Here is a 24,652-nt window from a genome sequence, read left to right on the forward strand (position 1 = left end):
CTTGTTTTAACCGCCCAATGCATCCTCGAGGAATGCGGCGAGCTGCGACAGATGCTTGGACATCAGGCCCGTCGCCGGCGAGGCGGCGGCCGGACGGCCGGTATAACGGACGCGCTGGTACTTCGCGTCGATATGGGCGAGCACCCATTCGAGGAAGGGGTCGATGAACGACCATGCGCCCATGTTCTTCGGCTCTTCCTGGCACCAGACCATCTCGGCATTGCGGAAGCGTGACAGCTCGTTGATCAGCGCCTTTGCCGGGAACGGATAGAGCTGCTCGACACGTAAGAGATAGATGTCGTCGATGCCGCGCTTTTCACGCTCCTCGAGAAGATCGTAATAGACCTTGCCGGAGCACATCACGACACGGCGGATCTTGTTGTCCTTCTGCAGCTTGATCGGGCCGTCCTTGATCACCTCGGCATCGTCCCAGAGCAGGCGATGGAAGGCTGACTCTCCGGCCATTTCGGCAAGCGTCGAGACCGCCCGCTTGTGGCGCAGCAGCGACTTCGGCGTCATCAGGATCAGCGGCTTGCGGAAGTCGCGCTTCAGCTGCCGGCGCAGGATGTGGAAGTAGTTCGCCGGCGTCGTGACGTTGGCGACCTGCATGTTGTCTTCCGCGCAAAGCTGAAGGAAACGCTCGAGGCGGGCCGAGGAGTGCTCGGGACCCTGACCTTCATAGCCGTGCGGCAGCAGGCAGACGAGGCCCGACATGCGCAGCCACTTGCGTTCGCCCGACGAGATGAACTGGTCGAAGACCACCTGCGCGCCGTTGGCGAAATCGCCGAACTGGGCTTCCCAGAGCGTCAGCGCATTCGGGCGGGCAAGCGAATAGCCATATTCGAAACCGAGCACGGCCTCTTCCGAAAGCATCGAATTGATGACTTCGTAGCGACCCTGCGTCGGCGAAAGATTGGCGAGCGGGATGTAACGCTCTTCGGTTTCCTGATCATAGAGAACTGAGTGACGCTGCGAGAAGGTGCCGCGTTCGCAATCCTGGCCGGAGAGGCGGATCTTGCTGCCTTCGACGCAGAGCGCGCCGAACGAGAGCGCTTCGGCCATCGCCCAGTCGATCCCCTCGCCGGTGGCGATCATGTTGGCGCGGTTTTCCATGAAGCGCTGGATCGTCCGGTGCGCATTGAAGCCCGCAGGAATCTCCGACAGCTTGCGGCCGATATCCTTCAGCGTCTTCATCGGCACGGCGGTCTTGCCGCGGCGCTGCTCGTCGGCATTGTCGGCCGTACGCAGGCCCGACCACTCGCCGTCCAGCCAGTCGGCCTTGTTCGGCTTGTACTGCTGGCCGGCTTCGAACTCCTGCTCGAGATGGAGGCGCCAATCGGCCTTCATCTTCTCGACTTCACCTTCGGTGAGCAGGCCCTCGGCGACGAGACGGGCCGCATAGAGCTGCAGCACGGTCTTGTGGGCGCGGATCACCTTGTACATCTTCGGCTGCGTGAAGGACGGTTCGTCGCCTTCATTGTGGCCGTAGCGGCGGTAGCAGAACAGGTCGAGCACCACAGGCTTGTGGAACTTCATGCGGAATTCGGTGGCGATCTTGGCCCCATAAACGACCGCTTCCGGATCGTCGCCGTTGACGTGCAGGATCGGCGCCTCGATCATCTTGGCGACGTCGGACGGATAGGGCGACGAGCGCGAGAAGGCCGGGTTCGTGGTGAAGCCGATCTGGTTGTTGATGATCACATGCATGGTGCCGGCGACGCGGTGTCCGCGCAGACCGGAAAGGCCGAGGATTTCGGCAATGACACCCTGACCGGCAAAGGCCGCGTCGCCGTGGATCAGCAGTGGCAGAACCTTGGCGCGTTCGGAAAGCGGGATGATGTCACCGTCCCAGACGGTGGCGTTCATATCCTGCTTGGCGCGTGCCTTGCCCATGACGACAGGGTCGACGATTTCGAGATGCGACGGGTTCGCTGTCAGCGAAACGTGGATCTTGTTACCGTCGAATTCGCGGTCTGAGGACGCACCGAGATGGTACTTGACGTCACCCGAGCCCTCGACCTCGTCGGGAGCGGCCGAGCCGCCCTTGAACTCGTGGAAGATCGCCCGGTGCGGCTTGCCCATGACCTGGGAGAGCACGTTCAGGCGGCCGCGATGAGCCATGCCGAACAGGGCCTCCTTGAGGCCGAGCTGGCTGCCACGCTTGAGGATCTGCTCCAGCGCCGGGATCAGCGATTCGCCGCCGTCGAGACCGAAACGCTTCGTGCCCTTGAATTTGACGTCGAGGAACTGCTCGTAGCCTTCGGCTTCGACGAGCTTGGCAAGGATCGCCTTCTTGCCTTCCGGCGTAAAGGCCACACCTTTGTCCGGTCCTTCGATACGCTCCTGGATCCAGGCCTTCTCTTCAGGATTGGAAATATGCATGAATTCGACGCCGAGCGTCGAGCAATAGGTGCGCTCGAGGATTTCGATCATCTCGCGGATGGTCGCGTATTCCAGGCCGAGCACGTTGTCGATGAAGATCTTTCGATCGTAATCGGCGGCCGTAAAACCGTAATTCTCCGCCGACAGCTCGCGATAGTCGTCGACGGGAGCGGCGATGCCGAGCGGGTCGAGCTTGGCATGCAGGTGGCCGCGCATGCGGTAGGCGCGGATCATCATGATGGCGCGCACGGAATCGCGCGTCGCCTGCAACACTTCGGTGCTGTCGGCAGGCTTGCCCTGAGCTTCGGCCTTGGCCTTGACCTTGGTCTCGATCACCTTCTCGACGATGCCCCAGTCGCCATCGAGAGCCGATACCAGATCGCCGCTTGCCTGAAGCGGCCAGTTCTTCTTGCGCCAGGAAGCGCCCTTGGCCGCCCTTTTCACATCGCTGGGATCCTCCTCCAGCGCCTTGAAGAAGGACCGCCACTGATCATCGACCGATGCCGGATCCTCTTCGTACCGCGCGTAGAGCTGCTCGATATAGGCAGCGTTGGCGCCATCCAGAAACGAGGTGATCTGAAACTGCTCGTTGGCTTCTTGCCGTGCCATGGTGATATGCGGACGCTTCCGTCCGCCTCCTGACTTTGATGAATTTGCCGGCTTGATGGCCGGCTGCCGCATTCCGATTGCCGCCTGTCCGCGGCGCATCTGCTGGTCTCGTGTTGTCGAGGCCGGGCGGAAGGCGCAGATGCCGTTCCTCCGCCCGGTCTATATAGGTGGCTTAGCCCTTGAGGACTTCAACCAGCGTCTTGCCGAGGCGGGCCGGAGAGGGCGATACCTTGATGCCCGCCGATTCCATCGCCGCGATCTTCGATTCCGCATCGCCCTTGCCGCCGGAAACCACAGCGCCGGCATGGCCCATGGTGCGGCCCTTCGGGGCCGTACGGCCGGCAATGAAGCCGGCCATCGGCTTCTTGCGGCCCTTCTTGGCTTCGTCCTTGAGGAACTGGGCTGCGTCTTCTTCAGCCGCACCACCGATTTCGCCGATCATGATGATCGACTGGGTGGCTTCGTCGGCCAGGAACATTTCCAGGACGTCGATGAACTCGGTGCCCTTGACCGGGTCGCCGCCGATGCCGACGGCCGTCGTCTGGCCGAGACCTTCGTTGGAGGTCTGGAACACGGCTTCATAGGTCAGCGTGCCCGAGCGGGAAACGATACCGACCGAACCCTTGCGGAAGATCGAGCCCGGCATGATGCCGATCTTGCATTCTTCCGGCGTCAGGATACCCGGGCAGTTCGGACCGAGCAGGCGCGACGTGGAGCGGTCGAGGCGAGCCTTGACCCGCACCATGTCCATGACCGGAATACCTTCGGTGATGCAGGTGATGAACGGGATCTCGGCGTCGATCGCCTCGATGATCGCGTCGGCGGCTCCTGCCGGCGGAACATAGATGACGGTCGCGTTGGCGCCGGTCTTTTCCTTGCCTTCGGCAACGGTTGCGAAGATCGGCAGGCTTTCGCCCTTTGCGCCGGTCCAGGTTTCGCCACCCTTCTTCGGATGGATACCACCGACCATCTGGGTGCCGTAGTAAGCAAGCGCCTGTTCGGTGTGGAACGTGCCGGTCTTGCCGGTCAGACCCTGAACGAGGACCTTGGTGTCTTTATTGACGAGAATAGACATTCTTTCAGATCCTTCAAAATTAGCCGTTGATCGCCGCGACGATCTTCTTGGCCGCATCGTCCAAGTCGTCAGCCGCCGTGATCGCCAGACCCGACTCGTTCAGGATCTTCTTGCCGAGCTCGACATTGGTGCCCTCGAGACGCACGACGAGCGGAACCTTGAGACCGACTTCCTTGACCGCGGCAATCACGCCCTCGGCAATGACGTCGCACTTCATGATGCCGCCGAAGATGTTGACGAGAATGCCTTCGACCTTGGGGTCTGCGGTGATGATCTTGAAAGCTGCAGCAACCTTCTCCTTGCCGGCGCCGCCGCCGACGTCGCAGAAGTTAGCCGGCTCCTTACCGTAGAGCTTGATGATGTCCATGGTCGCCATGGCAAGGCCTGCACCGTTGACCATGCAGCCAATGTTGCCGTCGAGCGCAACATAGGCGAGGTCCCACTTCGAGGCCTCGATTTCCTTGGTGTCTTCTTCGGTCTCGTCGCGCAGCGCTTTGACGTCGTCGTGACGGAAAAGCGCATTGCCATCGAAAGACATCTTGGCATCGAGGACGCGCAGATGGCCGTCCTTCATGACGATCAGTGGATTGATCTCCAGCAGAGCCATGTCCTTCTCGCCGAAGGCCTTGTAGAGCATCGGGAAAAGCGTCTTGGCGTCTTCAGCGGCAGCACCCTCGAGCTGAAAAGCCTTGGAGATCGCAGCAACGTCGGCAGCCGTCACGCCGGCTTCCGGATCGATGGCGATCGTCTGGATCTTCTCAGGCGTGTCGTGGGCGACAGCTTCGATGTCCATGCCGCCTTCGGTGGAGACCACGAAAGCCACGCGACCGACCGAGCGGTCGACCAGCAGCGAGCAATAGAGCTCGCGAGCAATGTCGGCGCCGTCTTCGATGTAAAGGCGGTTGACCTGCTTGCCGGTTTCGCCCGTCTGCGCCGTCACCAGCGTGTTGCCCAGCATTTCCTTGGCATGGGCGACGACTTCGTCGATCGACTTGGCGAGACGCACGCCGCCCTTGGCTTCCGGTGACAGTTCCTTGAACTTGCCCTTGCCGCGGCCGCCGGCATGGATCTGGCTCTTGACCACGTAAAGCGGACCGGGAAGCGACTTGGCGGCGGCCTCGGCTTCTTCAACCTTGAGAATAGCCACACCTTCGGCAACCGGCGCGCCATAGCCCTTCAGCAGAGCCTTGGCCTGATATTCATGAATGTTCATGGGTGTATCCCTGTTTCGATTACTTCAGCCCAGCGACTACTTGAGGGCAGGCGCGATGTTGATGCAGGCTTCGCAGAGACCGGCGACGGCGCCGACGGACTTGTCGAAGGCTTCCTTCTCGGTCTTGTTGAGATCGATCTCGATGATGCGCTCGACGCCGCCGGCGCCGATGACGGTGGGAACGCCGACATACATGTCCTTGACGCCGTACTGACCGGAGAGATGGGCCGCGCAGGGCAGAACCCGCTTCTTGTCCTTGAGGTAGGATTCGGCCATCTCGATCGCCGAGGCGGCCGGGGCGTAATAAGCCGAGCCAGTCTTCAGCAGGCCGACGATTTCGGCGCCGCCGTCACGGGTACGCTGGATGATCTCTTCGAGGCGCTCCTTGGTGACCCAGCCCATGGTGACGAGATCGGTGAGCGGAATGCCACCGACCGTCGAATAGCGGGCGAGCGGCACCATCGTGTCGCCGTGGCCGCCGAGAACGAAGGCCGTGACGTCCTGGACGGACACGTTGAATTCCTTGGCGAGGAAAAGACGGAAGCGCGAGGAGTCGAGAACGCCGGCCATGCCGACGACCTTGTTGGCCGGAAGACCGGAAAACTTCTGCAGCGCCCAGACCATGGCGTCGAGCGGATTGGTGATGCAAATCACGAAAGCGTTCGGCGCATACTTCTTGATGCCGGCGCCGACCTGCTCCATGACCTTGAGGTTGATGCCGAGAAGATCGTCGCGGCTCATGCCGGGCTTGCGGGCGACACCCGCCGTGACGATGCAGACATCAGCGCCTTCGATCGCGGAATAGTCGCTGGCGCCCGTCAGATTGACGTCGAAGCCTTCGACCGGCGACGACTGGGAAATATCGAGACCCTTGCCCTGGGGAATGCCGTCCGCGATGTCGAAGAGAACGATGTCGCCCAGTTCCTTCAGGCCGGCGAGGTGCGCCAGCGTGCCACCAATCATGCCAGAACCAATGAGTGCGATCTTGTTACGCGCCATTTTCGCTGTTTCCTTTGCGATCAAATTCGTCGAACGGACGCGCAAGGCACCGCCCAATGACGCAATCGCATAGACCCAAAGCCCAAAAATGGCAATCCATTAATTTTGATGCAGCGTTTTCAATCGTTTAGATACAAAAATTCTTACGTAAACGTAAGGTATTCTGTCATCAAATTGTTACTCTGCGGCGCGTTTTTCATGGTGCAGCGCAAGATATTCCGCACTGCGCATCTCGAACAGGCGCGATGCCGTGCGGTCGAATTCGAAGCCCTCGGTGCCCCGGCGGTGCAGCAGCAGTTCCTCCGGCATGGCCGCCGCGGAAATGTAAAGCCGTACGGCATGATCGTAGAACGTATCGACAAGTATGATGAACCGTTTGATCTGGTTCCGCTTTTCCGGCCCGAGCAACGGAACGTGATCGAGGAAGACCGTATCGAAGCGTTCGGCGATGGCCAGGAAGTCGACCGCCCCGAGCGGTTTGTCGCAAAGATCGGCGAAAGAGAACCGCGCCATGCGGTCGACGGCGAGCGGCACATGGATGTGGCGCCCCTTCATCGGGATATCCAGCGGCTGCGCCTTGCGCCCATGCAGCGCTTGCGTCCAGGACGCGTCCATCGCCATGTCGTTATGCTCGTTGATCGGCACCAGATAGACCGGCTGGCTGCTCAGCTTCTCCATCCGGTAGTCGGTCGGCGAATCCAGGGTGACGACATCGACATGCTGCTTGAGCAAGGCGACGAAGGGCAGGAAGAGGCCGCGATTGAGACCATCCCGGTAGAGATTGTCGGGCTCGACGTTCGAGGTCGCGACCAGCACGCATCCGCGCGCGAAAAGCTCGGAGAACAGCCGCGACAGGATCATCGCATCGGCGATGTCGGTGACCGTGAACTCGTCGAAGCAGAGCAGTTGTGCCTCGTCGTAGAGCGCTGCGGCGACCGGCGGCATCGGATCGGCCTGCCTCGTCTCGCCGTTCTTGAGCTTCAGCCGGTGCGCCGCGATCCGGTTGTGCACATCCGCCATGAATTCGTGGAAATGCGCCCGACGTTTCTTCCTGCACGGTGCCATGGCGAAAAACATGTCCATCAGCATGGTCTTGCCGCGCCCGACGCTACCGTGGATATAAAGCCCCTTGATGCCGTCGGCGGATTTCTTCTTGGCGGCAAACAGCCAGCCGAGCGCGCTCGATTTTGCCGCCGGCCGCCGCTGCTTCAGCCCGGCAAGCACCCGGTCGAGGCTCTTTGCCACGTCCATCTGGGCCGAATCGACCTGAAGCGCGCCCGATGCGGTCAGCGCTTTAAGCTGTTCGCAGACGCTGAGCGCATAATCCGGCATTGGTTGCATGAGGGCATATCCGCCTGTCAGTAAATGGCGCAGACCCGCCGGAACATTTACCGGCTGAGACTGATCGACTGGCCTGTGCTCGTCTGTCCCTCGAAGCGGTTGTCGGCCGTCTTGTAGACGCTTCCGAGCTGGTTGCCCGAGCGGTCCTTGAGCAGCACCTGCTTGCCGGCGACCTCCCAGGAGCCCATCGCCGTCAGCTCGCCGACGCAGCCACGCGTTCCGCCGCGCGAACCGCTGCCGAGATTGGTCAGCGTCAGGAACATGTCGCAGCTGCCGTTGACACGCCAGCTTCCGACCATCGATTCCTTGGTGATATCGAGCGCATTCGCGGCCATTGCGCCGGGCTGAGCGCCCGGCATCGGTGCCGTCGTCGTCGGCGCGGCCGGAAATTGCGAGCTGCCGGTCGGCGGTGGAAGCTGCCCACCCTGCACCGAGGGCACCGGCTGCGCCGTCAACGGCGCCGGGCCGGCACTGGCGTTGGAGCTGTAATCATATGCCGTACGCTGACAACCGGCTAGCGACAGAACCACCACCAGACCTGTCATCGCATATCGCAACTGCATCATCATACTCCTGAATTCGGCTATCGCCGTAGAGAAACGGGCGTGAGACAAGTCCGATTATCGTAACTCGCTTTGGTTAATCAAGTCGTGCTGCATAAATTGCCCGTGACAACAACTAACCGAAAAACGATACAGTTCAACTGTCCCGCTGCAAAACTTCCTGCACATAGAATTTGTCAGCAAGGTGTTGCGCGCGTTCATCTCTGTCCGGATCGCGCTCGAACCCGCGTAATGTCTCGGACTAGCGCTACAGAGAGTTGTGCAGGCCGATCGGCTGCCTATCCGCGCACCACTGAGGAGCCGCGAGCAGATTTCGGTGACGGCTTCGGGATTGAAGCCGTCATTCCGCCATCGGCATGCATGCTGATCAAACCCGGCGCTCGACCATCATCTTCTTGATTTCGGCGATCGCTTTGGCCGGGTTGAGGCCCTTCGGGCAGGTCTGCGCACAGTTCATGATCGTGTGGCAGCGATAGAGGCGGAACGGATCCTCGAGATTGTCGAGGCGCTCGCCGGTCGCCTCGTCTCTGGAATCGATCAGCCAGCGATAGGCCTGCAGCAGAACGGCCGGACCGAGATAACGGTCGCCGTTCCACCAGTAGCTCGGACAGGAGGTCGAGCAGCAGGCGCAGAGGATGCATTCATAGAGGCCGTCCAGCTTCTGCCGGTCCTCGTGGCTCTGCTTCCATTCCTTGGCCGGCGCCGGCGACACCGTCTTCAGCCACGGCTCGATCGAACGATGCTGGGCATAGAAGTTGGTGAGGTCTGGAACCAGATCCTTGACGACGGGCAGATGCGGCAGCGGATAGATCTTCACCGCGCCCTTGATATCGTCGAGGCCCTTGGTGCAGGCGAGCGTGTTCGTGCCGTCGATATTCATCGCGCAGGAGCCGCAGATGCCCTCGCGACAGGAGCGGCGCAGCGTCAGCGTCGGATCGATCTTGTTCTTGATGTAGAGCAGACCGTCGAGCACCATCGGCCCGCAATCGTCGATATCGATATAGAAGGTATCGATAGACGGGTTCTGACCGTCATCCGGGCTCCAGCGGTAGACGCGGAATTCGCGGGTGTTCTTGGCACCCGCCGGCTTCGGCCAGACCTTGCCTTCGCGCATCTGAGAATTCTTGGGGAGAGCGAGTTCAACCATGTCCGGTTCCTCTTGAGATCAGTATACACGCGCCTTCGGCTCGATCTTGTGCGGATCGATGCCTTCGGCAATGAGCTCGGTGTGGACCGGCCGGTAATCGAGTTTCACGTCGCCTGCCTCGTTCACCCAGGCGAGCGTGTGTTTGCGCCAGTTGACGTCGTCGCGACCGGCGAATGCACCCTCGGTATAGTCTTCGCGTGCATGCGAACCGCGGCTCTCCTTGCGGGCCTCGGCGCCGTAGATCGTCGTGATGGCGTTGGCCATCAGGTTCTGCAACTCCAGCGTCTCGACCAGATCCGAGTTCCAGATCATCGAACGGTCGGTGACCTTGATGTCCTTCATCTCGCCCCAGATTGCCGAGATACGCTGGCAACCGGATTCCAGCGATTCCTGCGTGCGGAAGACGGCGGCGTCTTCCTGCATGGCGCGCTGCATCTTCTCGCGCAGTTCCGCCGTCGGCGTGCCGCCGCTGGCATGACGAAGATCGTCGAAACGGTCCATGATCTGGTCGCAGGCTGCGACGTTGAGATGCGGGATCGGCGCTGCGCGGTCGATGACCTCGCCGGCGCGGATCGCCGCGGCCCGGCCGAAGACCACGAGGTCGATCAGCGAGTTGGAGCCGAGACGGTTGGCGCCATGCACCGAGGCACAGCCAGCTTCACCCACAGCCATCAGGCCGGGGATGATCCGTTCCGGATTGGCACCGTCGGCGTTCAGCACTTCGCCCCAATAATTCGTGGGAATGCCGCCCATATTGTAGTGAACGGTCGGCAGAACCGGGATCGGCTCGCGCGTGACGTCGACGCCGGCGAAGATCTTGGCACTCTCGGAAATCCCCGGCAGGCGTTCATGAAGAACGGCCGGATCGAGATGATCGAGATGCAGGAAGATGTGGTCCTTCGCCTTGCCGACACCGCGGCCCTCGCGGATTTCCAGTGTCATGCAGCGCGAAACGACGTCGCGCGAAGCAAGATCCTTGGCCGAAGGGGCGTAACGTTCCATGAAGCGCTCACCCTCGGAGTTGACGAGGTAACCGCCTTCGCCGCGCGCGCCTTCGGTGATCAGACAGCCCGAACCGTAGATGCCGGTCGGGTGAAACTGGACGAATTCCATGTCCTGCAGCGGCAGGCCGGCACGCGCCACCATGCCGCCGCCGTCGCCGGTGCAGGTATGGGCTGATGTTGCCGAGAAATAGGCGCGGCCGTAGCCGCCGGTCGCCAGCACCACCATCTTGGCGGCGAAGCGATGGATCGTGCCGTCATCGAGGCACCAGGCGACGACGCCGGTGCAGCGGCTGCCGTCTTCCGACATGATCAGGTCGAGCGCGAAATACTCGATGAAGAATTCGGCATTGTTGCGCAGCGACTGGCCGTAGAGCGTATGCAGGATGGCGTGGCCGGTACGGTCGGCAACGGCACAGGTGCGCTGTACCGGCGGGCCTTCGCCGTAATTCTGCATATGGCCGCCGAACGGGCGCTGATAGATCTTGCCTTCCTCGTTGCGCGAGAACGGCACGCCGTAATGCTCGAGCTCATAGACCGCCTTCGGCGCTTCCATGGTGAGATACTGCATGGCGTCGACGTCGCCGAGCCAGTCGGAACCCTTGACGGTGTCATAGAGGTGCCACTGCCAGCTATCCGGTGTCATGTTGCGCAGCGAAGCGGCGATGCCGCCCTGGGCCGCGACCGTATGCGAGCGGGTCGGGAATACCTTGGTGATGCAGGCCGTGCGGAAACCCTGCTCGGCCATGCCGAGCGTGGCGCGCAGCCCGGCGCCGCCGGCGCCGACGACGATCACGTCGTAGGAGTGATCGACATACTTGTAGGCCTTGCCATTCTGGGCGGGTGAAGTCGGTGCCATGTCAGCTTATCCTACGAATGCGATTTTCAGAATGGCGAAGAGACAGAGGCCGGCAATCAGGGTCGCAAAGAACGTGTTCAGCATCAGGAGAACGATCTTGCCGAACTCGCCATGCACGTAATCCTCGATGATGACCTGCATGCCGAGCTTCATGTGGATGACGCCCGAGATCACCATCAGCCCCATGACGACCGCGACGAAGGGGTTCGACAAGGCGCGAACCACATCCGCATAGGGCGCGCCGGCATAGGCGAGCATGAAGATGACGAAGAAGAGGATGAGCGGAACATTGGCGACGGCCGTCAGCCGCTGGCGCCAGAAATGATCCGTGCCGTCCTTGGCGGAGCCGAGCCCGCGAACCTTGCCGAGGGGGGTGCGCATATCCATGAGAGGACCTTCAGAAGCGAATGAGGAAGCCGACCACCCAGACCAGCACGGTCAGACAGAGCGACCCGATGATGTTGGCGATCGCGAGCTTGGTCGAGAATTCCTTCCCGAAGCCATAGCCGAGATCCCACATGAAGTGGCGGAAGCCGCCGAGCATGTGGTGCATCAGCGCCCAAGTATAGCCGAGAAGCACGAGCTTGCCGAGAAGGCTGCCGAGCACCCAGTTGGCCCAGTCGTAGGAGCCCTGGCCGCTTGCCGCCGCGATCAGCCACCAGGCGACGAGCAGCGTGCCGACATAGAGCGCGCCACCGGTAATGCGGTGGACGATGGACATGACCATGGTGGGAATAGGTTTGTAGATTTGCAGATGCGGCGATAGGGGCCGGTTATTTGTCACGTTCGCCATCAGAACCTCGCGGCGGCTTCTCTGCGCTCCCGGATTTCGGAGCATGCTCAGTCAACCACACGAATGACAAAATTCTCTGTGTGCGTTGCATCAATTGCGACGTTTAATCACCGGGAACGCCGACGACAAGCACAATCGCTGTCTGCTTTTAATTTAATCGATTCGCGTTACCGGGAAGTTTGCGGGCTAACAAAACTGGCCCTTTCCGCTCAAATTTTGTGCCGGTTGTCCGACCTGAATAGACAAGCTTCGGCTTTTGGCGCAATCTGGCGTTAACGATTTGTTAGGGATCAGAATTCCGGAGGCCGGCCACCCATGTTTCGCAGTCTGTCCGCAGTCGCCCTGCTTGCCCTGTCCGTGCTTACTGCACTTCCCGCCGAAGCCGGCGACCGCCGCAACGATCATCGCTTTCCCGGCCATCGTCACGCTTTCCACGGCGGATTACTCCTCGGCGAACGTATCGGCTGGCGCGATCGCGGCGTCCGTTTCGACAACGCCTATCGATATCGGAACCGCAAAGAACGGATGCCGTTCCTGAAACAGTTTTCATCGCCGGCGACCAATCGCGTCGCCCGCAACAATCTCATCGTCGTCGTACCCCAGGCGCGGGGTGGTGGTGGCGACACTTATGCCGGCACGTCTTACGTCTATCAGGCCGATGGCGGAACCTATGTCGGCGGCGACAGCTATGGCTATCCCACAGCACGGTCGGAGCTGCTAGCACCGAAAGCAAAGGTCATCGACGTCGCCGTGCAGGACGATCCCTGCGACTATGAGGCCAATGTCTGCGTCATCCGGCCTTAGAGCATGTCGCGCAAAAGTGTGCAGCGGTTTTGCGACAACGACATGCGTGAGAACAAAGACCTAAAGCGCGAGGAGCGAATTTGAAAGATTGCGACGCGCTTTAGGGCACGATGACGAACACAGGCGGCTCAAATGTGCCCGGCCCCACTCTTTCGCGACGCGGCTACGTCAATACGGATGGCGCACATCGGCGGGAGATTATTGTCCTCAAACGTCGCCCGCCGTGGCGTTCCGCTATCCGGCATCCAAGCATCCCAGGCTCTGTTCATTTCCTCGAATGAGGCAAGATCCCTGAGCCAGATGTTGGCGAGAATGATTTCTGACTTGTCGGTACCTTCGCGCAGCAGCATGTCATTGATGCGCTCCAGTATTTCGTTGGTCTGCGCCGTCACGCTCGCTCCCCTCGTCAGGTTTGCGACCTGGCCGGGCAGATAGGCGGCATCCGCGAGGAGAGTTTCGTCAACTTTGGCTTGCCCCATCATCGTATTCGCAGACTTCCATGAATGCTCGAGATTGGGCCGTCGACCCTTCATCCGATCACTGTGGGGCTTCGCTGACCACTCCGGTAGAGGGAATTAAATTGACCCGATATAATGGAAGCTGAACGCTCCTAGAGCAGGACGTCGTCCGAAAACCGATCACACTTTTCGGCATCATGCTCTAGCTGGACAATATGGCCGTATGCCGCGAAATGAAGTCCACAAGATAGCGCGCGCCTTCGGCCGTCTCGGACTGAGCATACAGACCGATCTCGATGCGCACCGGACCGGGCAGATCCGCCGATCGGTCAAGTGTCCGGCAGCCCTCCGGTTTCGTCGTGAGCATCATTGGTGCGATACCGATACCGACGCGAACCGCGGTCGCCATGGCGACCAGCGTCGATGCGACGCACGCCGTCTTCCACTTGATGTTCCGCTGGGACAGAGCCGCAATCGTCGGAAGCGTCCAGGGACACTCCTCCTCGAACATGATGATGGGAAGCGGTTTTTCGGCATCCACCACGAAGTCGGATCTGACCGTCCACATCAAATATTCGGTCCAGATCAGGGTCGGTTTTCGCGAGAGGCAGGTGATGTCGCAAACCACGAGATCCAGCTTCCTGTCTTCAAACAGGCTGGCGAGGCGGCGATTCGGCTCGACGATGATGTCGATCTCGACCTTCGGGTTCTGGGCTCTGAAGGCACTAAGGATGTCAATCAGGTGGCCGGCTGCGAAGTCCTCAACGACGCCGAGGCGAATGCGGTCCTCGATCATCTTGCCTGTCAGCCTTTTCCCGACCTCGTCGCTGAGGGCGACCATTTCGCGGGCATAAGCCAGCATGATCTGCCCATGACTCGTAAGCTCGAGGCCCTTTGACGAACGCGAAAACAGCGTAACGCCGACAAGCTCCTCCAGCTTGCGGATCTGCATGCTCACGGCCGCCTGTGTTCTGTTCAGCTTGACGGCTGCTCCATTGACGGTGCCGATTTCCGCGACGGTCAGAAATGCACGAAGCAGATAGGAATCAAGATCAAGCATCAGAAGCCGCATTCCATACTTTGTGGCGCTCGAGAGCCGAGGGCCTCTCTGCCCGTAAGTGGATATTGGACGAACCATGTCCTTCCGGCAACTGGTGACCCTTAGCCCCCGGGCGCAGTGCAGGCTGCGGCCCCATCAATGCCAGCTTATCGTGCGAAGAGAACGCATGCCTCGGGCGGAATGGAAACACTGATCTCCTGCCCGCGAGCGAAGGCTATGTCTGGACGGTTCGGGCAAGCCGAGATTATGCGGTCGCCACTGACGAGCTCTAGAACGACATGTCTGAAGGCACCGAGTGTCACGACGTCGGCAGACTGCTTGGAGGTTGCCAACCGCGGTAGTGGGAAATTCTCGCCGGGTTATAAAGTTTTCTGAATATACCGATGGACGCGCTAGCCGCATCGCGGAGCCTCGGCAGACCTGGTCTATCAAGAATCGTTATATCCCCTCTCGAATTTTCGCGGTTCCAAGAGAAGCGGGCGGCGCTGATGATGATGTCAGCATCAAGACCGTGGGAGCCTGCCTTGACCATTGACCGGGATTTTCTGGAAGACTTGAGAAAGCGCTTCGGCAGCGCTGCAGGCGGGGAGATGGAAGATCCGCACTTCCGCGCCGTGGCGGCGAGCGTATTCAAGGACGGCGACAGCCGCAAATGGCCCTTCGCCGATCCTGCGACCTTTCTGGACGCCCGTTTCATCGAGAACGGCTTGCGGCCCGAGGTGCTCGAGGCGCTTGACGTGGCTCTGATCGGCGTGCCGATGGACCTCGGCGTCACCAATCGCGCCGGCGCGCGGCTGGGGCCGCGAGCCGTCCGGGCTGTCGAGCGTATAGGCCCCTACGAGCATGTTCTGCGTGTCGCGCCGATGGGAGGGCTAAAGGTCGCCGATGTCGGCGACGTGCCGATGCGCAGCCGGTTCGGCCTGGCCGAGTGCCATGCCGACATCGGGGCCTGCTACCGGATGATCGCGGCAACCGGGGTTATCCCGCTGTCGGTCGGCGGCGACCATTCGATCTCCGGCGCCATTCTCAAGGGCCTGGCGGCCAGCCGGCCGGTAGGCATGATCCACATCGACGCTCATTGCGACACAGCTGGTCCCTATGAGGGCTCCAAGTTCCACCACGGCGCGCCCTTCCGCGAGGCGGTTCTGGCGGGCGTGCTCGATCCGAAGCGTACGATCCAGATCGGCATCCGCGGCGGCGCCGAATATCTCTGGGAGTTCTCCTTTGCCTCCGGCATGACCGTCATCCACGCGGAAGAGGTGGCGGAGATGGGGCTCAAGGCCGTGATCGCAAAGGCTCTGGAGGTTGTCGGCGCCGGTCCGACCTATCTCAGTTTCGATGTGGACAGCCTCGATCCGGCCTTCGCTCCGGGAACCGGCACGCCAGAAGTGGGCGGGCTTCAGCCGAGGGAGGCCCTAACCCTGCTGCGCGGCTTCAAGGGCATCAACCTCGTCGGTGGCGACGTCGTGGAAATCGCGCCGCAATACGACAACACCACCAACACCGCGCAGATCGCCGCGCAGGTCCTTTTCGAACTCCTGTGCCTCGCGATGTTCAGTCCCGCGGTCAGGACAAAGGTGACCTGAGAACCAGCTCCACAACGGCAGCGTGCCTCGTGCCCGCTGCCATCCATCACCTGTCGCACAACACGTCTCAAAAAGGGGAACGACATGACTGCTCTTATGAAATTGCGCTACACCGCCACCGCGGCAATTGCCGTGTTCGGCATCCTGGCAGGGGCCGCGCAGGCCGACGAACTTGCCGATATCAAGGCCGCAGGCGAGATCAACATCGGCATCTTCTCCGATTTCCCGCCCTTCTCTTCGGCAAGCGCCGATATGAGCATCAAGGGCTATGACGTCGACGTCGCCCAGAAGATCGCCGACGGGCTCGGCGTGAAACTCAATCTCGTGAGCGTTACTGGCCAGAACAGGATCGCCTACCTGAACGACGACCGTGTCGACCTGCTGATGAGCGTCGGCTATTCGAAGGAGCGTGCAGAGGTTATCGATTTTGCCGCCGCGTACGCCCCCTACTACATCGCCGTTATCGGCCCGGCTGCGCTGAAGGTAAGTGGCAAGGAAGACCTCGCCGACAAGACCGTTGCCGTCAATCGTGGGACGCTCGAAGACACGTCGCTGACGGCCGTCGCCCCCGGCTCGGCTGCGATCCAGCGTTTCGAGAACTATAATTCGGTCATCCAGGCCTTCATATCCGGCCAGACCCAGTTGATGGTGGTCGGCAACGATGTTGGTGCGCAGGTTCTGGCACGACAGGACGAACTGAAGCCGGAGCAGAAATTCCAGCTCCTCAGCTCCCCCTCGCACATCGCGCTCCGCAAGGGCGAGGAAGGCCTGAAGAAGGCTGTCAATGACAGCGTCGCCGCAATGATCGCCGATGGTTCGCTCGACGCAAGCTCGAAGAGCTGGCTGAAAGCGCCGCTCAACCCTGAAAACCTGAAGGACTGACGAAGACGGCCTCCTACTCACCAGGGCATGATGCCGAAAACTGCAAGCGATTGCGGTGGCATCATGCTTCAATTCTTTGGTTGAGAGGCGGATCGAGATTTCGGGCCGGCCCGGCCCGGATCATCCGGCTCCAAAGGACAAGCGATGAGATACAGCCTCGATTTCAATTGGCTTTGGGACGGAATGGGAGCTCTGGCTTATGGCGCAGGCACGACGCTTGCACTGACGGTCTCCACATCGGTCCTCGGGATCGTTCTCAGTGTTCTCGGCGCGGCTGCGCGCCGGGGGCCTTATCCATGGTTGCGCAAGGCTGTCGGCCTGTATGTGGAAATCATGCGCAACACGCCATTCCTGGTGCAGCTGTTCTTCATCTTCTTTGGCTTACCTAGCCTCGGCATTCGCCTCGATCCGATCACTGCCGCCGTCCTTGCCATGACCCTCAACATGGCGGCCTACACGATCGAGGTGGTCGGGGCCGGGCTCGACGCCATACCGAGAGGCCAGAAAGAGGCGGCGCAGGCACTCGGCCTCAGGCCTCGGCTGGTGTTCTTCAAGATCATCCTGCCGCAAGCGATCGCCATCATCTTTCCGGCGCTGACGAGCCAGATCATCATCATGATGCTGGAATCGGCGGTTGTTTCGCAAATATCCGTCCGCGAGCTGGCGCAGGAGGCCGATCTGCTTCAGTCGCGCACCTTCCGCTCCTTCGAGACCTATCTGGTGGCGACGTTGATCTACCTTTCGATGTCCGCCGCACTTCGCCGGCTCCTTTTCGCCGGGAAGCGCCGTTTTCTGGGAGCCGGTCTGGCATGATTGAGTTCACCTTCTGGGACATTCTGCGCAATCTTGTCTTCGCGACACGCTGGACCCTTATGCTTTCGCTCGCAGCCTTTGCCGGCGGCGCCATCGTTGGCCTGGCGATCCTGTCTGCACGCATATCGAAAACGCGCTGGCCGCGCAGCTTCGCGTCCGGCTACATTGCCCTGTTTCAGGGAACCCCGCTCCTCATGCAGCTGTTTCTGATGTTCTTCGGCCTGCCGATGCTCGGCTTCCGGATTGAGTCATGGACCGCCGCCGTCTGCGGCCTGACATTCTACGCCAGCGCTTATCTTGCCGAAATCTGGCGGAGCGGCGTCGAGGCGGTGCCGCGCGGGCAATGGGACGCCGCAGCCAGCCTGGGCTTGCATCGTCTCCTCGAACTTCGCCTTGTCATCCTGCCGCAGGCTTTCCGGATCACGCGCGCGCCGACTGTCGGGTTCTTGGTCCAGTTGATCAAGAGCACCGCACTGGCCTCGATCCTCGGCTTCGACGAACTGCTGAAAACCGCGAACGCCATCAACAACGCGACCTTCGAACCTTTCAAGGTCTACGGTCTCGTCGCGGTGATCTTCTTCGCCCTGTGCTATCCGCTGACGCAATACGCCAGAATTCTGGAGAAGAAAGCGGCGTTTGGCTGAGCGGTGCCGAGTAGCTCCGCATTCCGATCGCAACAGAGTGTCCAAAGGGCCGATGCCGGTTGAAAAGCTGGTGCGCCGCGCAGCGGCGACGCGGCTCTCGTTCAATCACACAGAACTCGCTTTATCCAGCAGTCAGAACTTCCTGAGAGATCGCTTCAATGACCGACACCCAAATCCGTATTCTCGATGCCCGGACAACGGGCGAGCTCCTACCATTCGGCACGCTGGTCGCGACCCTGCGGCAAGCATTTGCCGAAGGCTGCGTTGTGCCGGTACGGCATCACCACACGATAGCCAATAGCGGCGAGCCGGATGCGACGCTGCTTCTGATGCCTGCCTGGCATGAAACGCACCGGTCGGAGCGCTACCTTGGCATCAAGATCGTCACCGTCTTTCCCGGCAATACGGTGCGCGGCATTCCCGGTTTGACCTCGACTTACATGCTCTATGATGGTCGGACCGGGATGCAGCTTGCGCTACTTGACGGAAACACGATCACCACGCGCCGCACGGTAGCGGCATCAGCCCTTGCCGCGGACTATCTTGCTCGAAAAGACGCACGCCGTCTGCTGGTGATCGGCGCAGGCCGCGTCGCGAGCCTCATCCCCGATGCCTACCGCGCCGTCCGGCCGATCACGCATGTCGATATCTGGGATATCGATCCCGCCAGTGCGGAACGGCTGGCGCAGAGCCTCCGGCAAAAGGGGCTCCAGGCCACTGCCGTCACGGATCTGGAAACCGCGGCGCGGCAAGCCGATATCGTCAGCGCGGCGACGCTGGCGACAGCACCGCTTATCCGGGGCGAATGGCTGCGGCCGGGCACCCATGTCGATCTGATCGGCGGCTTCACCCCGGCGATGCGCGAGGCCGATGACGAGGCGCTTCGGCGCTCATCGGTCTATATCGACACTCACGAAGCTCTTCACGAAGCAGGCGATCTGGTTCAGCCGATCAGGGCCGGCGTCATTTCTACGGATGCAGTGCGTGCGACACTTGACGAGCTGTGTCGCCGGGATATTCCAGCGCGGACGTCCAACGATGAGATCACTCTCTACAAGGCAGTCGGAACGGCGTTGGCCGATCTAGCCGCCGCGACGATGGTGTATGAAACAGCTTTGATCGCCGGCTGACGTCTTTTGGTCCGGGCGATCGCGAATGATCGAAACCTGAATGTCGATCCGACCTAAGGAGCGAAGCGCCACACCGTCGTCTTCTTGATTTCGCTATCCTCCAGCGCCCGCGTTACAGGCACCTCATAAACCGCGCAGAATTCCAGCCGATCCCGCGGCAGGTAACTGCGTCCGGGGTCTCCGACCAGCACCCACCTGCCGTCGGCTGCCAGCTTGGCGAACCAGGGAACGAGCGCATCGGCGAAAGTGCGGTCGTAGAAGACGTCGCCGGCAAGCACGATATCCGCATCGACGGCCTGCCCGATCAGATCGGCGCCGGTAAATCCGAGCGAAACGCGGTTGGCTGCGGCATTCAGCCGGACTGCGGCTTCCGTCCAGGGATCGATATCGGCGGCCGTGACTTCCCGGGCGCCGGCCATCACAGCCGCAATGCCGACAAGGCCGGAACCGCTGGCGAAATCAAGCACGCGCTTGCCGCGCACCGTTTCCGGATGATCGAGAATGTAGCGCGCCAGTCCCTGCCCGCCTGCCCAGGCAAAAGCCCAGAAGGGCGGCGGCAGGCCGATCGCCTCCAACTCCTCCTCGGTCTTCAACCAGAGCTCATGCGCCTCGCTCGCCAGATAGAGCGAAATCTCCGGCACATGCGGCGGCGGCATCAGGCTGGTATTGGCGCGGATGAAGGCTTGCGGATCGGTCTTCAACGCGGCGGATTGTCCAATCCGCCCATGCGGCAGACTTCGAGATATTCTTCCTCGGTCACCGGCTGCACCGAAAGCCGCATCGAGGTGACGAGCGCCATCTTGGCAAGCTTCTCGCTCGCCTTGACGTCCTTCAACGTCACCGGCTTCGGCACGTCCATGACGGCGCGGATATCGACGCAATCCCACTTCGGATCACCCTTGGCGGAAGAATCGGGATGCGACAGGGCGCAGACTTCGACGATGCCGACGATCTCCAGCCCGTCATTGGAATGATAGAAGAAGCCTTTGTCGCCGATCTGCATCGCCCGCATATTGTTGCGCGCCAGATAGTTGCGGACGCCGGTCCATTCCGTGCCCTTTTCGCCGGCAGCCTTCTGCTGCTCCCACGACCAGGAGGCGGGTTCGGATTTATAGAGCCAATGCGCCATGCTCACGCCTCCGGTTTGTTGAAGACCCAGTTATAGGCCTTCACGTCGACGCTTTCGAACAGCCCGGCCTCGGCATAGGGATCGGCATCGGCAAGCGCACGCGCCGCCTCTTTCGATTCCGCTTCGACGATGATCAGGCTGCCGCAGGGCTTGCCGTCGTCATCGAGAAACGGGCCGGCGATCTTCAGCGTGCCCTCCGCATTCAGCTTGTTCAGATACTCGATATGCGTCGGACGCGTATCCATGCGCACGTTCAGATGTCCCGGTTTGTCCTTGCAAAGAAGGGCGAAAAGCATGTCTGTCTCCTATTCGGTGGTGATCGGACGCGTCATCAGCTGCTCTATCGCCTCTGCGATATCGAGCCTGCCGTCGATGATGGCGGAAACGGCATCGGTGATCGGCATGCTGACCTTCAATTCCGCCGCAAGCCGCGAGGCGACGGAGGCGGCAAACGCGCCTTCCACCAGCGCACCCTGCAGGGGATCGGTCTTTTCGTCGCGCCCGAGCGCGATGCCGAAGCGCAGGTTTCGCGATTGATGGCTCGTTGCCGTCAGCACCAGATCGCCGAGGCCGGAAAGCCCGCGCACCGTATCCGCCTGCCCGCCCTGGGCGACGACGAAACGCGACATCTCGGCAAGACCGCGCGCAATCAGCGCCGCACGCGCGGAATCGCCGATGCCACGGCCTTCGACGATGCCGCAAGCGATCGCCAGCACATTCTTCAGCGCGCCGCCGAGCTGCACGCCGATCCGGTCGTTGGAAGCGTAGAGCCGGAAGGTCCGCCCGGAAATCGCCTGAGCGAGCCGTTCCGCGATTTCCATGTCGGCTGCGGCAATCGCCATAGCCGTCGGCAGGCCCTTGGCGATATCGGCGGCAAAACCCGGGCCGGAGAGGACGGCGACGGGATGGTCCGGCAGTTCCCGTTCCAGCATGTCGGTCAAAAGATTGCCGGTCGCCCGTTCGATACCCTTGGCACAGGTAACGACGACAGCATCCTTGGAAAGATAAGGACCGTATTGCCGCGCCGCATCGGCCTGCGCCTGCGACGGCATTGCAAAAAGCACGATGGAGGCACCAGCGATCGCATCCGCCTCGGCGGAAAATTCCAGCGCATCGGGCAGGAGAATTCCGGGCAGCACCGCATCATGCAGCCGTTCCGCCTTCAGATCGGCAATCAGTGACGGATTACGCCCGACAAGTGTCACGGCGCTGCGGCCGGCAAGCGCGATGACGGCGGCAAGCGCCGTGCCGAAAGCCCCCGATCCGACGACGGCGATGTTTTCGCTCATGCCTTGGCCCCTCGTTTTCCGAAACCGATCAGCGTTTCCGCATTGGAATCGAGCGGCCAGCGCGAACGCGGCTGCACGTCGAGCGTATCCGGCGCGGCACCGGTCGCCATCCGCTCCAATCCCGCCCAGGCGATCATCACGGCATTATCGGTGCAAAGCCTGAGCGGCGGCGCGACGAAGCGGAAGCCATTCTTGTCGCACAGCGCCTGCAGCGTGCCGCGCAGTTCGAGATTGGCGGCGACACCGCCGGCAACGACGAGCGCCGGCTTTTCGCCAGTAGCAGGGCCAGTAGCAGGGAATGTCGTCGGAAACTCCGTCTTGAACCGCTGCAGGCCGCGGCCGATACGGTCCTTCAGCGTCCGCGAAACCGCCTTCTGAAACGAGGCGCAGATATCCGCCACGTCCTGATCGCTAAGCGGCGCGATATCCTGCGCCGCCTGTCGCACCGCTGTCTTCAGGCCGGAGAAGGAAAAGTCGAGCCTTGCCTCGCCGACCAGCGGCCGCGGAAAGTCGAAGCGATCGGGATTGCCGGCCTGCGCCATCCGCTCCACCGCCGGGCCGCCGGGATAGGGCAGGCCGAGCAGCTTTGCCGTCTTGTCGAAGGCTTCGCCCAGCGCATCGTCGATCGTCGTGCCCCAGCGCTCGTACTGCCCGACACCACGCACCAGGATGAGCTGGGTATGGCCGCCGGAGACGAGCAGCATCAGATAGGGAAATGAAAGCCCGTCCGTCAGCCGCGCCGTCAACGCATGGCCCTCGAGATGGTTGATCGCATAGAGCGGCTTGCCGGCGGCTCTGGCGATCGCCTTGCCGGTCATCAACCCCACCAGCAGCCCGCCGATCAGCCCCGGCCCCGACGTGGCGGCGATGGCGTCGACATCGTTGAGCGACACATTGGCGCGCTTCAGCGCTTCCTCGATCAGCTCGTCCAGCGCTTCGACATGGGCGCGTGCGGCGATCTCTGGCACCACGCCGCCGTAGGCGCTATGCTCGTCGAGCTGGGAAAGCACGACGTCCGACAGCACGTTGGAATGCCCCTCCGCATCGCGCTCGACAACCGCGGCGGCGGTCTCGTCGCAGCTCGTTTCGATGCCAAGGATGCGCAGAAAGGGAACCATAGAGCCTGTTCGTTGATTGCGATGGGATGGAAACCCGTTTACGAGAACTCCGGTAACAACGGAATAGAGCGGATGCAAACAAAACCTTTCCGGATCGGCACGCGGGGCAGCCCGCTGGCGCTTGCCCAGGCGCATGAGGCCCGCGACAGGCTGATGGCGGCGCATCATCTGCCCGAGGACATGTTCGAGATCGTCGTGCTGACGACCAAGGGCGACCGTATCACCGACCGATCGCTTTCCGAGATCGGCGGCAAGGGCCTGTTCACCGAGGAACTTGAACAGAAGCTTACCGCCGGCGAGCTCGATTTCGCCGTGCATTCCGCCAAGGATATGGCGACGAAGCTGCCCGAGGGGCTTTATCTCTCCGCCTACCTGCCGCGTGAAGATATCCGCGACGCCGTCATCGGCCGCACCGCGCGCAAACTGATCGACCTGCCGCATGGCGCCACCGTCGGTTCATCCTCGCTCCGCCGCCAGGCACTGATCCGCCGCATGCGGCCGGATATCAACGTCATCACCTTCCGCGGCCTGGTTGAAACGCGCCTGCGCAAGCTCGAAGCGGGCGAGGTGGATGCGACCCTGCTGGCGCTTGCCGGCCTGAAACGCCTCGGCAAGGTCGACGTGCTGACCGATATCCTCGATCCCGACACCTTCCCGCCGGCGCCGGCGCAGGGAGCGATCTGCATCGAAAGCCGCATCGGCGATGCCAGGGTCGACGATCTGCTGGCGCCGGTCAACGACTCGCCGACTTTCGACACCGTCTCCTGCGAACGCGCCTTCCTCGCCGCACTCGACGGCTCCTGCCGCACGCCGATCGGCGGTTATGCCGTCTGCGAAGGCGACCTGATCCGGTTCTCCGGCCTCATCATCACCCCCGACGGCCGCAGCCAGCATGCGGTGACGACCGACGGCCACCGCCGCGATGCGGCAGCGCTCGGCACCCGCGCCGGCCAGGACGTACGTGCCAGAGCCGGCAGCGCCTTTTTCGACGACTGGCACTGAAGCGGCCATGCGTGTGCTCGTCACCCGCCCCGCGCATTCGGCGACTAGAACCGCACAACGTTTGCGCGATATGGGCCACGAGCCGCTGCTGCTGCCGCTGCGTCAGCCGCTGCACGACAGCGCCGCCGCCCTAGCCGCGCTTGCAACCACCAGCGGCGCAATCGCCGTGACCAGCGCCGAAGCCATCAGGGTCCTCTCCGCTCTCGGGGAGAAACTTCGTCCGCATCTTGCCCGCCTGCTTTTTGCAGTGGGGGAAACGACGGCGGAAGAGGCGCGCAGCCTTGGCTTCCGATCCGTCGCCTCATCCCAGGGCAACGGCCGTGATCTCGCCGATCTCGTCGCGGCGCGAGGAACCGACGGGTTACTCTATCTTGCCGGCATGCCGCGCGCCGAAACCTTCGAAGCAGGATTGCGCGAACGCAGCATCCGTTTTTCCGTCACCGAATGCTATCGCATGCAGCCGGTCGTTCCCGGCCCGGCCGAGATCGAAGCGATTTTCTCAAGGTCTCGCCCTGAGGCCATACTCTTCTATTCCCGGCAGACGGCCGAGGATTTCTTTCGCGTGCCGAAACTGCGATCCGCTGTGCCGGAACACAGCGAAATCTGCCTTTTCTGCCTCAGCGAGGCGGTGGCGGAGGGCGTTCCGGCGGCACTCCGAAAAAACGTAGTGATTTCGCCGATGCCGGATGAGAAAAGCCTTTTGTCGCTCCTTTGAAGGCTCTAACCGCCCAAATTTGATCTAACCTCTTCCCTTA

General features: G+C 61.7%; 25 protein-coding genes and 1 pseudogene. 8 read left to right on the forward strand and 18 right to left on the reverse strand.

What is annotated here, in order from left to right:
* Positions 1–6: 6 nt before the first annotated feature.
* From B5P46_RS30260 to sdhC, 10 genes are all read right to left on the reverse strand, one after another.
* Positions 7–2,991 (reverse strand): 2-oxoglutarate dehydrogenase E1 component, encoded by a 2,985-nt coding sequence (locus B5P46_RS30260; protein ID WP_129421957.1) that lies wholly within the window; start codon positions 2,989–2,991, stop codon positions 7–9.
* Between the two features lie 172 nt (positions 2,992–3,163).
* Entirely contained in the window at positions 3,164–4,066 is a 903-nt protein-coding gene (sucD, locus tag B5P46_RS30265) for a succinate--CoA ligase subunit alpha (RefSeq protein WP_129421958.1), read from the reverse strand.
* Between the two features lie 19 nt (positions 4,067–4,085).
* Positions 4,086–5,279, reverse strand: a complete 1,194-nt coding sequence (gene sucC, locus B5P46_RS30270) for an ADP-forming succinate--CoA ligase subunit beta (protein ID WP_129421959.1) — start codon at positions 5,277–5,279, stop codon at positions 4,086–4,088.
* A gap of 36 nt (positions 5,280–5,315) precedes the next feature.
* Positions 5,316–6,278, reverse strand: a complete 963-nt coding sequence (gene mdh / locus B5P46_RS30275) for a malate dehydrogenase (protein ID WP_003543522.1) — start codon at positions 6,276–6,278, stop codon at positions 5,316–5,318.
* A 177-nt stretch (positions 6,279–6,455) separates the two neighbouring features.
* On the reverse strand, positions 6,456–7,619 hold the full coding sequence (gene zapE / locus B5P46_RS30280) for a cell division protein ZapE (RefSeq protein WP_129421960.1): 1,164 nt from the start codon (positions 7,617–7,619) through the stop codon (positions 6,456–6,458).
* Between the two features lie 47 nt (positions 7,620–7,666).
* Positions 7,667–8,182 (reverse strand): protease inhibitor Inh/omp19 family protein, encoded by a 516-nt coding sequence (locus B5P46_RS30285; RefSeq protein WP_003543526.1) that lies wholly within the window; start codon positions 8,180–8,182, stop codon positions 7,667–7,669.
* Between the two features lie 367 nt (positions 8,183–8,549).
* Positions 8,550–9,329, reverse strand: coding sequence for a succinate dehydrogenase iron-sulfur subunit (locus tag B5P46_RS30295; RefSeq protein WP_017989667.1), 780 nt, complete (start codon positions 9,327–9,329; stop codon positions 8,550–8,552).
* 18 nt (positions 9,330–9,347) lie between these two features.
* A complete protein-coding gene (gene sdhA / locus B5P46_RS30300; protein WP_129421961.1) occupies positions 9,348–11,189 on the reverse strand; it encodes a succinate dehydrogenase flavoprotein subunit in 1,842 nt (613 codons plus the stop codon).
* Between the two features lie 6 nt (positions 11,190–11,195).
* Positions 11,196–11,576, reverse strand: coding sequence for a succinate dehydrogenase, hydrophobic membrane anchor protein (sdhD, locus tag B5P46_RS30305; protein ID WP_129421962.1), 381 nt, complete (start codon positions 11,574–11,576; stop codon positions 11,196–11,198).
* A 10-nt stretch (positions 11,577–11,586) separates the two neighbouring features.
* Entirely contained in the window at positions 11,587–11,982 is a 396-nt protein-coding gene (gene sdhC / locus B5P46_RS30310; protein ID WP_129421963.1) for a succinate dehydrogenase, cytochrome b556 subunit, read from the reverse strand.
* A gap of 315 nt (positions 11,983–12,297) precedes the next feature.
* Between sdhC and B5P46_RS30315 the strand changes: the two genes are divergently transcribed.
* The gene (locus B5P46_RS30315) at positions 12,298–12,786 is read left to right on the forward strand and encodes a hypothetical protein (protein WP_129421964.1); all 489 of its coding nucleotides are present in this window, start codon (positions 12,298–12,300) and stop codon (positions 12,784–12,786) included.
* A gap of 128 nt (positions 12,787–12,914) precedes the next feature.
* Here B5P46_RS30315 and B5P46_RS30320 read toward each other — a convergent pair whose 3' ends face one another.
* The 3 genes and pseudogenes from B5P46_RS30320 to B5P46_RS30330 form a co-directional block, all read right to left on the reverse strand.
* Positions 12,915–13,268: a RidA family protein gene (locus B5P46_RS30320; protein ID WP_129421965.1), complete on the reverse strand. Its 354-nt coding sequence runs from the start codon at positions 13,266–13,268 to the stop codon at positions 12,915–12,917.
* Positions 13,269–13,446: 178 nt separating this feature from the next.
* Complete coding sequence (locus B5P46_RS30325; protein WP_206735430.1) at positions 13,447–14,316, reverse strand: LysR family transcriptional regulator; 870 nt, start codon at positions 14,314–14,316, stop codon at positions 13,447–13,449.
* Positions 14,317–14,450: 134 nt separating this feature from the next.
* Positions 14,451–14,618: pseudogene (locus B5P46_RS30330) on the reverse strand (TOBE domain-containing protein); the annotation flags it as partial.
* A 210-nt stretch (positions 14,619–14,828) separates the two neighbouring features.
* On the opposite strand from B5P46_RS30330, the gene speB reads away from it, so the two are divergent.
* From speB to B5P46_RS30355, 5 genes are all read left to right on the forward strand, one after another.
* Positions 14,829–15,890, forward strand: coding sequence for an agmatinase (gene speB, locus B5P46_RS30335; RefSeq protein WP_206735431.1), 1,062 nt, complete (start codon positions 14,829–14,831; stop codon positions 15,888–15,890).
* Between the two features lie 84 nt (positions 15,891–15,974).
* Positions 15,975–16,772 (forward strand): transporter substrate-binding domain-containing protein, encoded by a 798-nt coding sequence (locus B5P46_RS30340; RefSeq protein ID WP_129421968.1) that lies wholly within the window; start codon positions 15,975–15,977, stop codon positions 16,770–16,772.
* A 144-nt stretch (positions 16,773–16,916) separates the two neighbouring features.
* On the forward strand, positions 16,917–17,585 hold the full coding sequence (locus tag B5P46_RS30345; protein WP_129421969.1) for an amino acid ABC transporter permease: 669 nt from the start codon (positions 16,917–16,919) through the stop codon (positions 17,583–17,585).
* Positions 17,582–18,229, forward strand: coding sequence for an amino acid ABC transporter permease (locus B5P46_RS30350; RefSeq protein WP_027689407.1), 648 nt, complete (start codon positions 17,582–17,584; stop codon positions 18,227–18,229). The genes B5P46_RS30345 and B5P46_RS30350 overlap by 4 nt, the downstream gene beginning before the upstream one ends.
* A 158-nt stretch (positions 18,230–18,387) precedes the next feature.
* Positions 18,388–19,359: an ornithine cyclodeaminase family protein gene (locus tag B5P46_RS30355; RefSeq protein ID WP_129421970.1), complete on the forward strand. Its 972-nt coding sequence runs from the start codon at positions 18,388–18,390 to the stop codon at positions 19,357–19,359.
* 53 nt (positions 19,360–19,412) lie between these two features.
* On the opposite strand, the gene B5P46_RS30360 is transcribed toward B5P46_RS30355, so the two are convergent.
* The 5 genes from B5P46_RS30360 to tsaD are packed head-to-tail and all read right to left on the reverse strand — an operon-like array spanning position 19,413 to position 22,895.
* On the reverse strand, positions 19,413–20,060 hold the full coding sequence (locus tag B5P46_RS30360; protein WP_129421971.1) for a class I SAM-dependent methyltransferase: 648 nt from the start codon (positions 20,058–20,060) through the stop codon (positions 19,413–19,415).
* Positions 20,057–20,488 carry an EVE domain-containing protein gene (locus B5P46_RS30365; protein WP_003543603.1) on the reverse strand — a complete coding sequence of 144 codons (432 nt, stop codon included), beginning with the start codon at positions 20,486–20,488 and terminating at the stop codon, positions 20,057–20,059. Before B5P46_RS30365 ends, B5P46_RS30360 begins: the two co-directional genes overlap by 4 nt.
* A gap of 2 nt (positions 20,489–20,490) precedes the next feature.
* Entirely contained in the window at positions 20,491–20,784 is a 294-nt protein-coding gene (locus tag B5P46_RS30370) for a YciI-like protein (RefSeq protein ID WP_129421972.1), read from the reverse strand.
* A 9-nt stretch (positions 20,785–20,793) separates the two neighbouring features.
* Entirely contained in the window at positions 20,794–21,777 is a 984-nt protein-coding gene (locus B5P46_RS30375) for an NAD(P)H-dependent glycerol-3-phosphate dehydrogenase (RefSeq protein ID WP_129421973.1), read from the reverse strand.
* Positions 21,774–22,895: a tRNA (adenosine(37)-N6)-threonylcarbamoyltransferase complex transferase subunit TsaD gene (gene tsaD, locus B5P46_RS30380; RefSeq protein WP_129421974.1), complete on the reverse strand. Its 1,122-nt coding sequence runs from the start codon at positions 22,893–22,895 to the stop codon at positions 21,774–21,776. The genes B5P46_RS30375 and tsaD overlap by 4 nt, the downstream gene beginning before the upstream one ends.
* Before the next feature lie 72 nt (positions 22,896–22,967).
* Between tsaD and hemC the strand changes: the two genes are divergently transcribed.
* Positions 22,968–23,897 carry a hydroxymethylbilane synthase gene (gene hemC, locus B5P46_RS30385; protein WP_129421975.1) on the forward strand — a complete coding sequence of 310 codons (930 nt, stop codon included), beginning with the start codon at positions 22,968–22,970 and terminating at the stop codon, positions 23,895–23,897.
* 7 nt (positions 23,898–23,904) lie between these two features.
* Positions 23,905–24,612 carry a uroporphyrinogen-III synthase gene (locus B5P46_RS30390; protein WP_129421976.1) on the forward strand — a complete coding sequence of 236 codons (708 nt, stop codon included), beginning with the start codon at positions 23,905–23,907 and terminating at the stop codon, positions 24,610–24,612.
* Positions 24,613–24,652: the final 40 nt, after the last annotated feature.

Source organism: Rhizobium leguminosarum (assembly GCF_004123835.1).
GTDB classification, from domain to species: Bacteria; Pseudomonadota; Alphaproteobacteria; order Rhizobiales; family Rhizobiaceae; genus Rhizobium; species Rhizobium leguminosarum_M.

Coding starts and splice junctions, on each gene's coding strand:
- B5P46_RS30365 (WP_003543603.1), bottom strand. CDS start 20,488: ATGGCGCATTGGCTCTATAAATCCGAACCCGCCTCCTGGTCGTGGGAG.
- B5P46_RS30325 (WP_206735430.1), bottom strand. CDS start 14,316: ATGCGGCTTCTGATGCTTGATCTTGATTCCTATCTGCTTCGTGCATTT.
- B5P46_RS30260 (WP_129421957.1), bottom strand. CDS start 2,991: ATGGCACGGCAAGAAGCCAACGAGCAGTTTCAGATCACCTCGTTTCTG.
- B5P46_RS30315 (WP_129421964.1), top strand. CDS start 12,298: ATGTTTCGCAGTCTGTCCGCAGTCGCCCTGCTTGCCCTGTCCGTGCTT.
- sucC (WP_129421959.1), bottom strand. CDS start 5,279: ATGAACATTCATGAATATCAGGCCAAGGCTCTGCTGAAGGGCTATGGC.
- B5P46_RS30350 (WP_027689407.1), top strand. CDS start 17,582: ATGATTGAGTTCACCTTCTGGGACATTCTGCGCAATCTTGTCTTCGCG.
- B5P46_RS30390 (WP_129421976.1), top strand. CDS start 23,905: ATGCGTGTGCTCGTCACCCGCCCCGCGCATTCGGCGACTAGAACCGCA.
- B5P46_RS30370 (WP_129421972.1), bottom strand. CDS start 20,784: ATGCTTTTCGCCCTTCTTTGCAAGGACAAACCGGGACATCTGAACGTG.
- mdh (WP_003543522.1), bottom strand. CDS start 6,278: ATGGCGCGTAACAAGATCGCACTCATTGGTTCTGGCATGATTGGTGGC.
- sdhC (WP_129421963.1), bottom strand. CDS start 11,982: ATGGCGAACGTGACAAATAACCGGCCCCTATCGCCGCATCTGCAAATC.
- B5P46_RS30285 (WP_003543526.1), bottom strand. CDS start 8,182: ATGCAGTTGCGATATGCGATGACAGGTCTGGTGGTGGTTCTGTCGCTA.
- sucD (WP_129421958.1), bottom strand. CDS start 4,066: ATGTCTATTCTCGTCAATAAAGACACCAAGGTCCTCGTTCAGGGTCTG.
- B5P46_RS30295 (WP_017989667.1), bottom strand. CDS start 9,329: ATGGTTGAACTCGCTCTCCCCAAGAATTCTCAGATGCGCGAAGGCAAG.
- zapE (WP_129421960.1), bottom strand. CDS start 7,619: ATGCAACCAATGCCGGATTATGCGCTCAGCGTCTGCGAACAGCTTAAA.
- B5P46_RS30345 (WP_129421969.1), top strand. CDS start 16,917: ATGAGATACAGCCTCGATTTCAATTGGCTTTGGGACGGAATGGGAGCT.
- sdhA (WP_129421961.1), bottom strand. CDS start 11,189: ATGGCACCGACTTCACCCGCCCAGAATGGCAAGGCCTACAAGTATGTC.
- B5P46_RS30355 (WP_129421970.1), top strand. CDS start 18,388: ATGACCGACACCCAAATCCGTATTCTCGATGCCCGGACAACGGGCGAG.
- B5P46_RS30340 (WP_129421968.1), top strand. CDS start 15,975: ATGACTGCTCTTATGAAATTGCGCTACACCGCCACCGCGGCAATTGCC.
- B5P46_RS30375 (WP_129421973.1), bottom strand. CDS start 21,777: ATGAGCGAAAACATCGCCGTCGTCGGATCGGGGGCTTTCGGCACGGCG.
- tsaD (WP_129421974.1), bottom strand. CDS start 22,895: ATGGTTCCCTTTCTGCGCATCCTTGGCATCGAAACGAGCTGCGACGAG.
- sdhD (WP_129421962.1), bottom strand. CDS start 11,576: ATGGATATGCGCACCCCCCTCGGCAAGGTTCGCGGGCTCGGCTCCGCC.
- hemC (WP_129421975.1), top strand. CDS start 22,968: ATGCAAACAAAACCTTTCCGGATCGGCACGCGGGGCAGCCCGCTGGCG.
- B5P46_RS30320 (WP_129421965.1), bottom strand. CDS start 13,268: ATGATGGGGCAAGCCAAAGTTGACGAAACTCTCCTCGCGGATGCCGCC.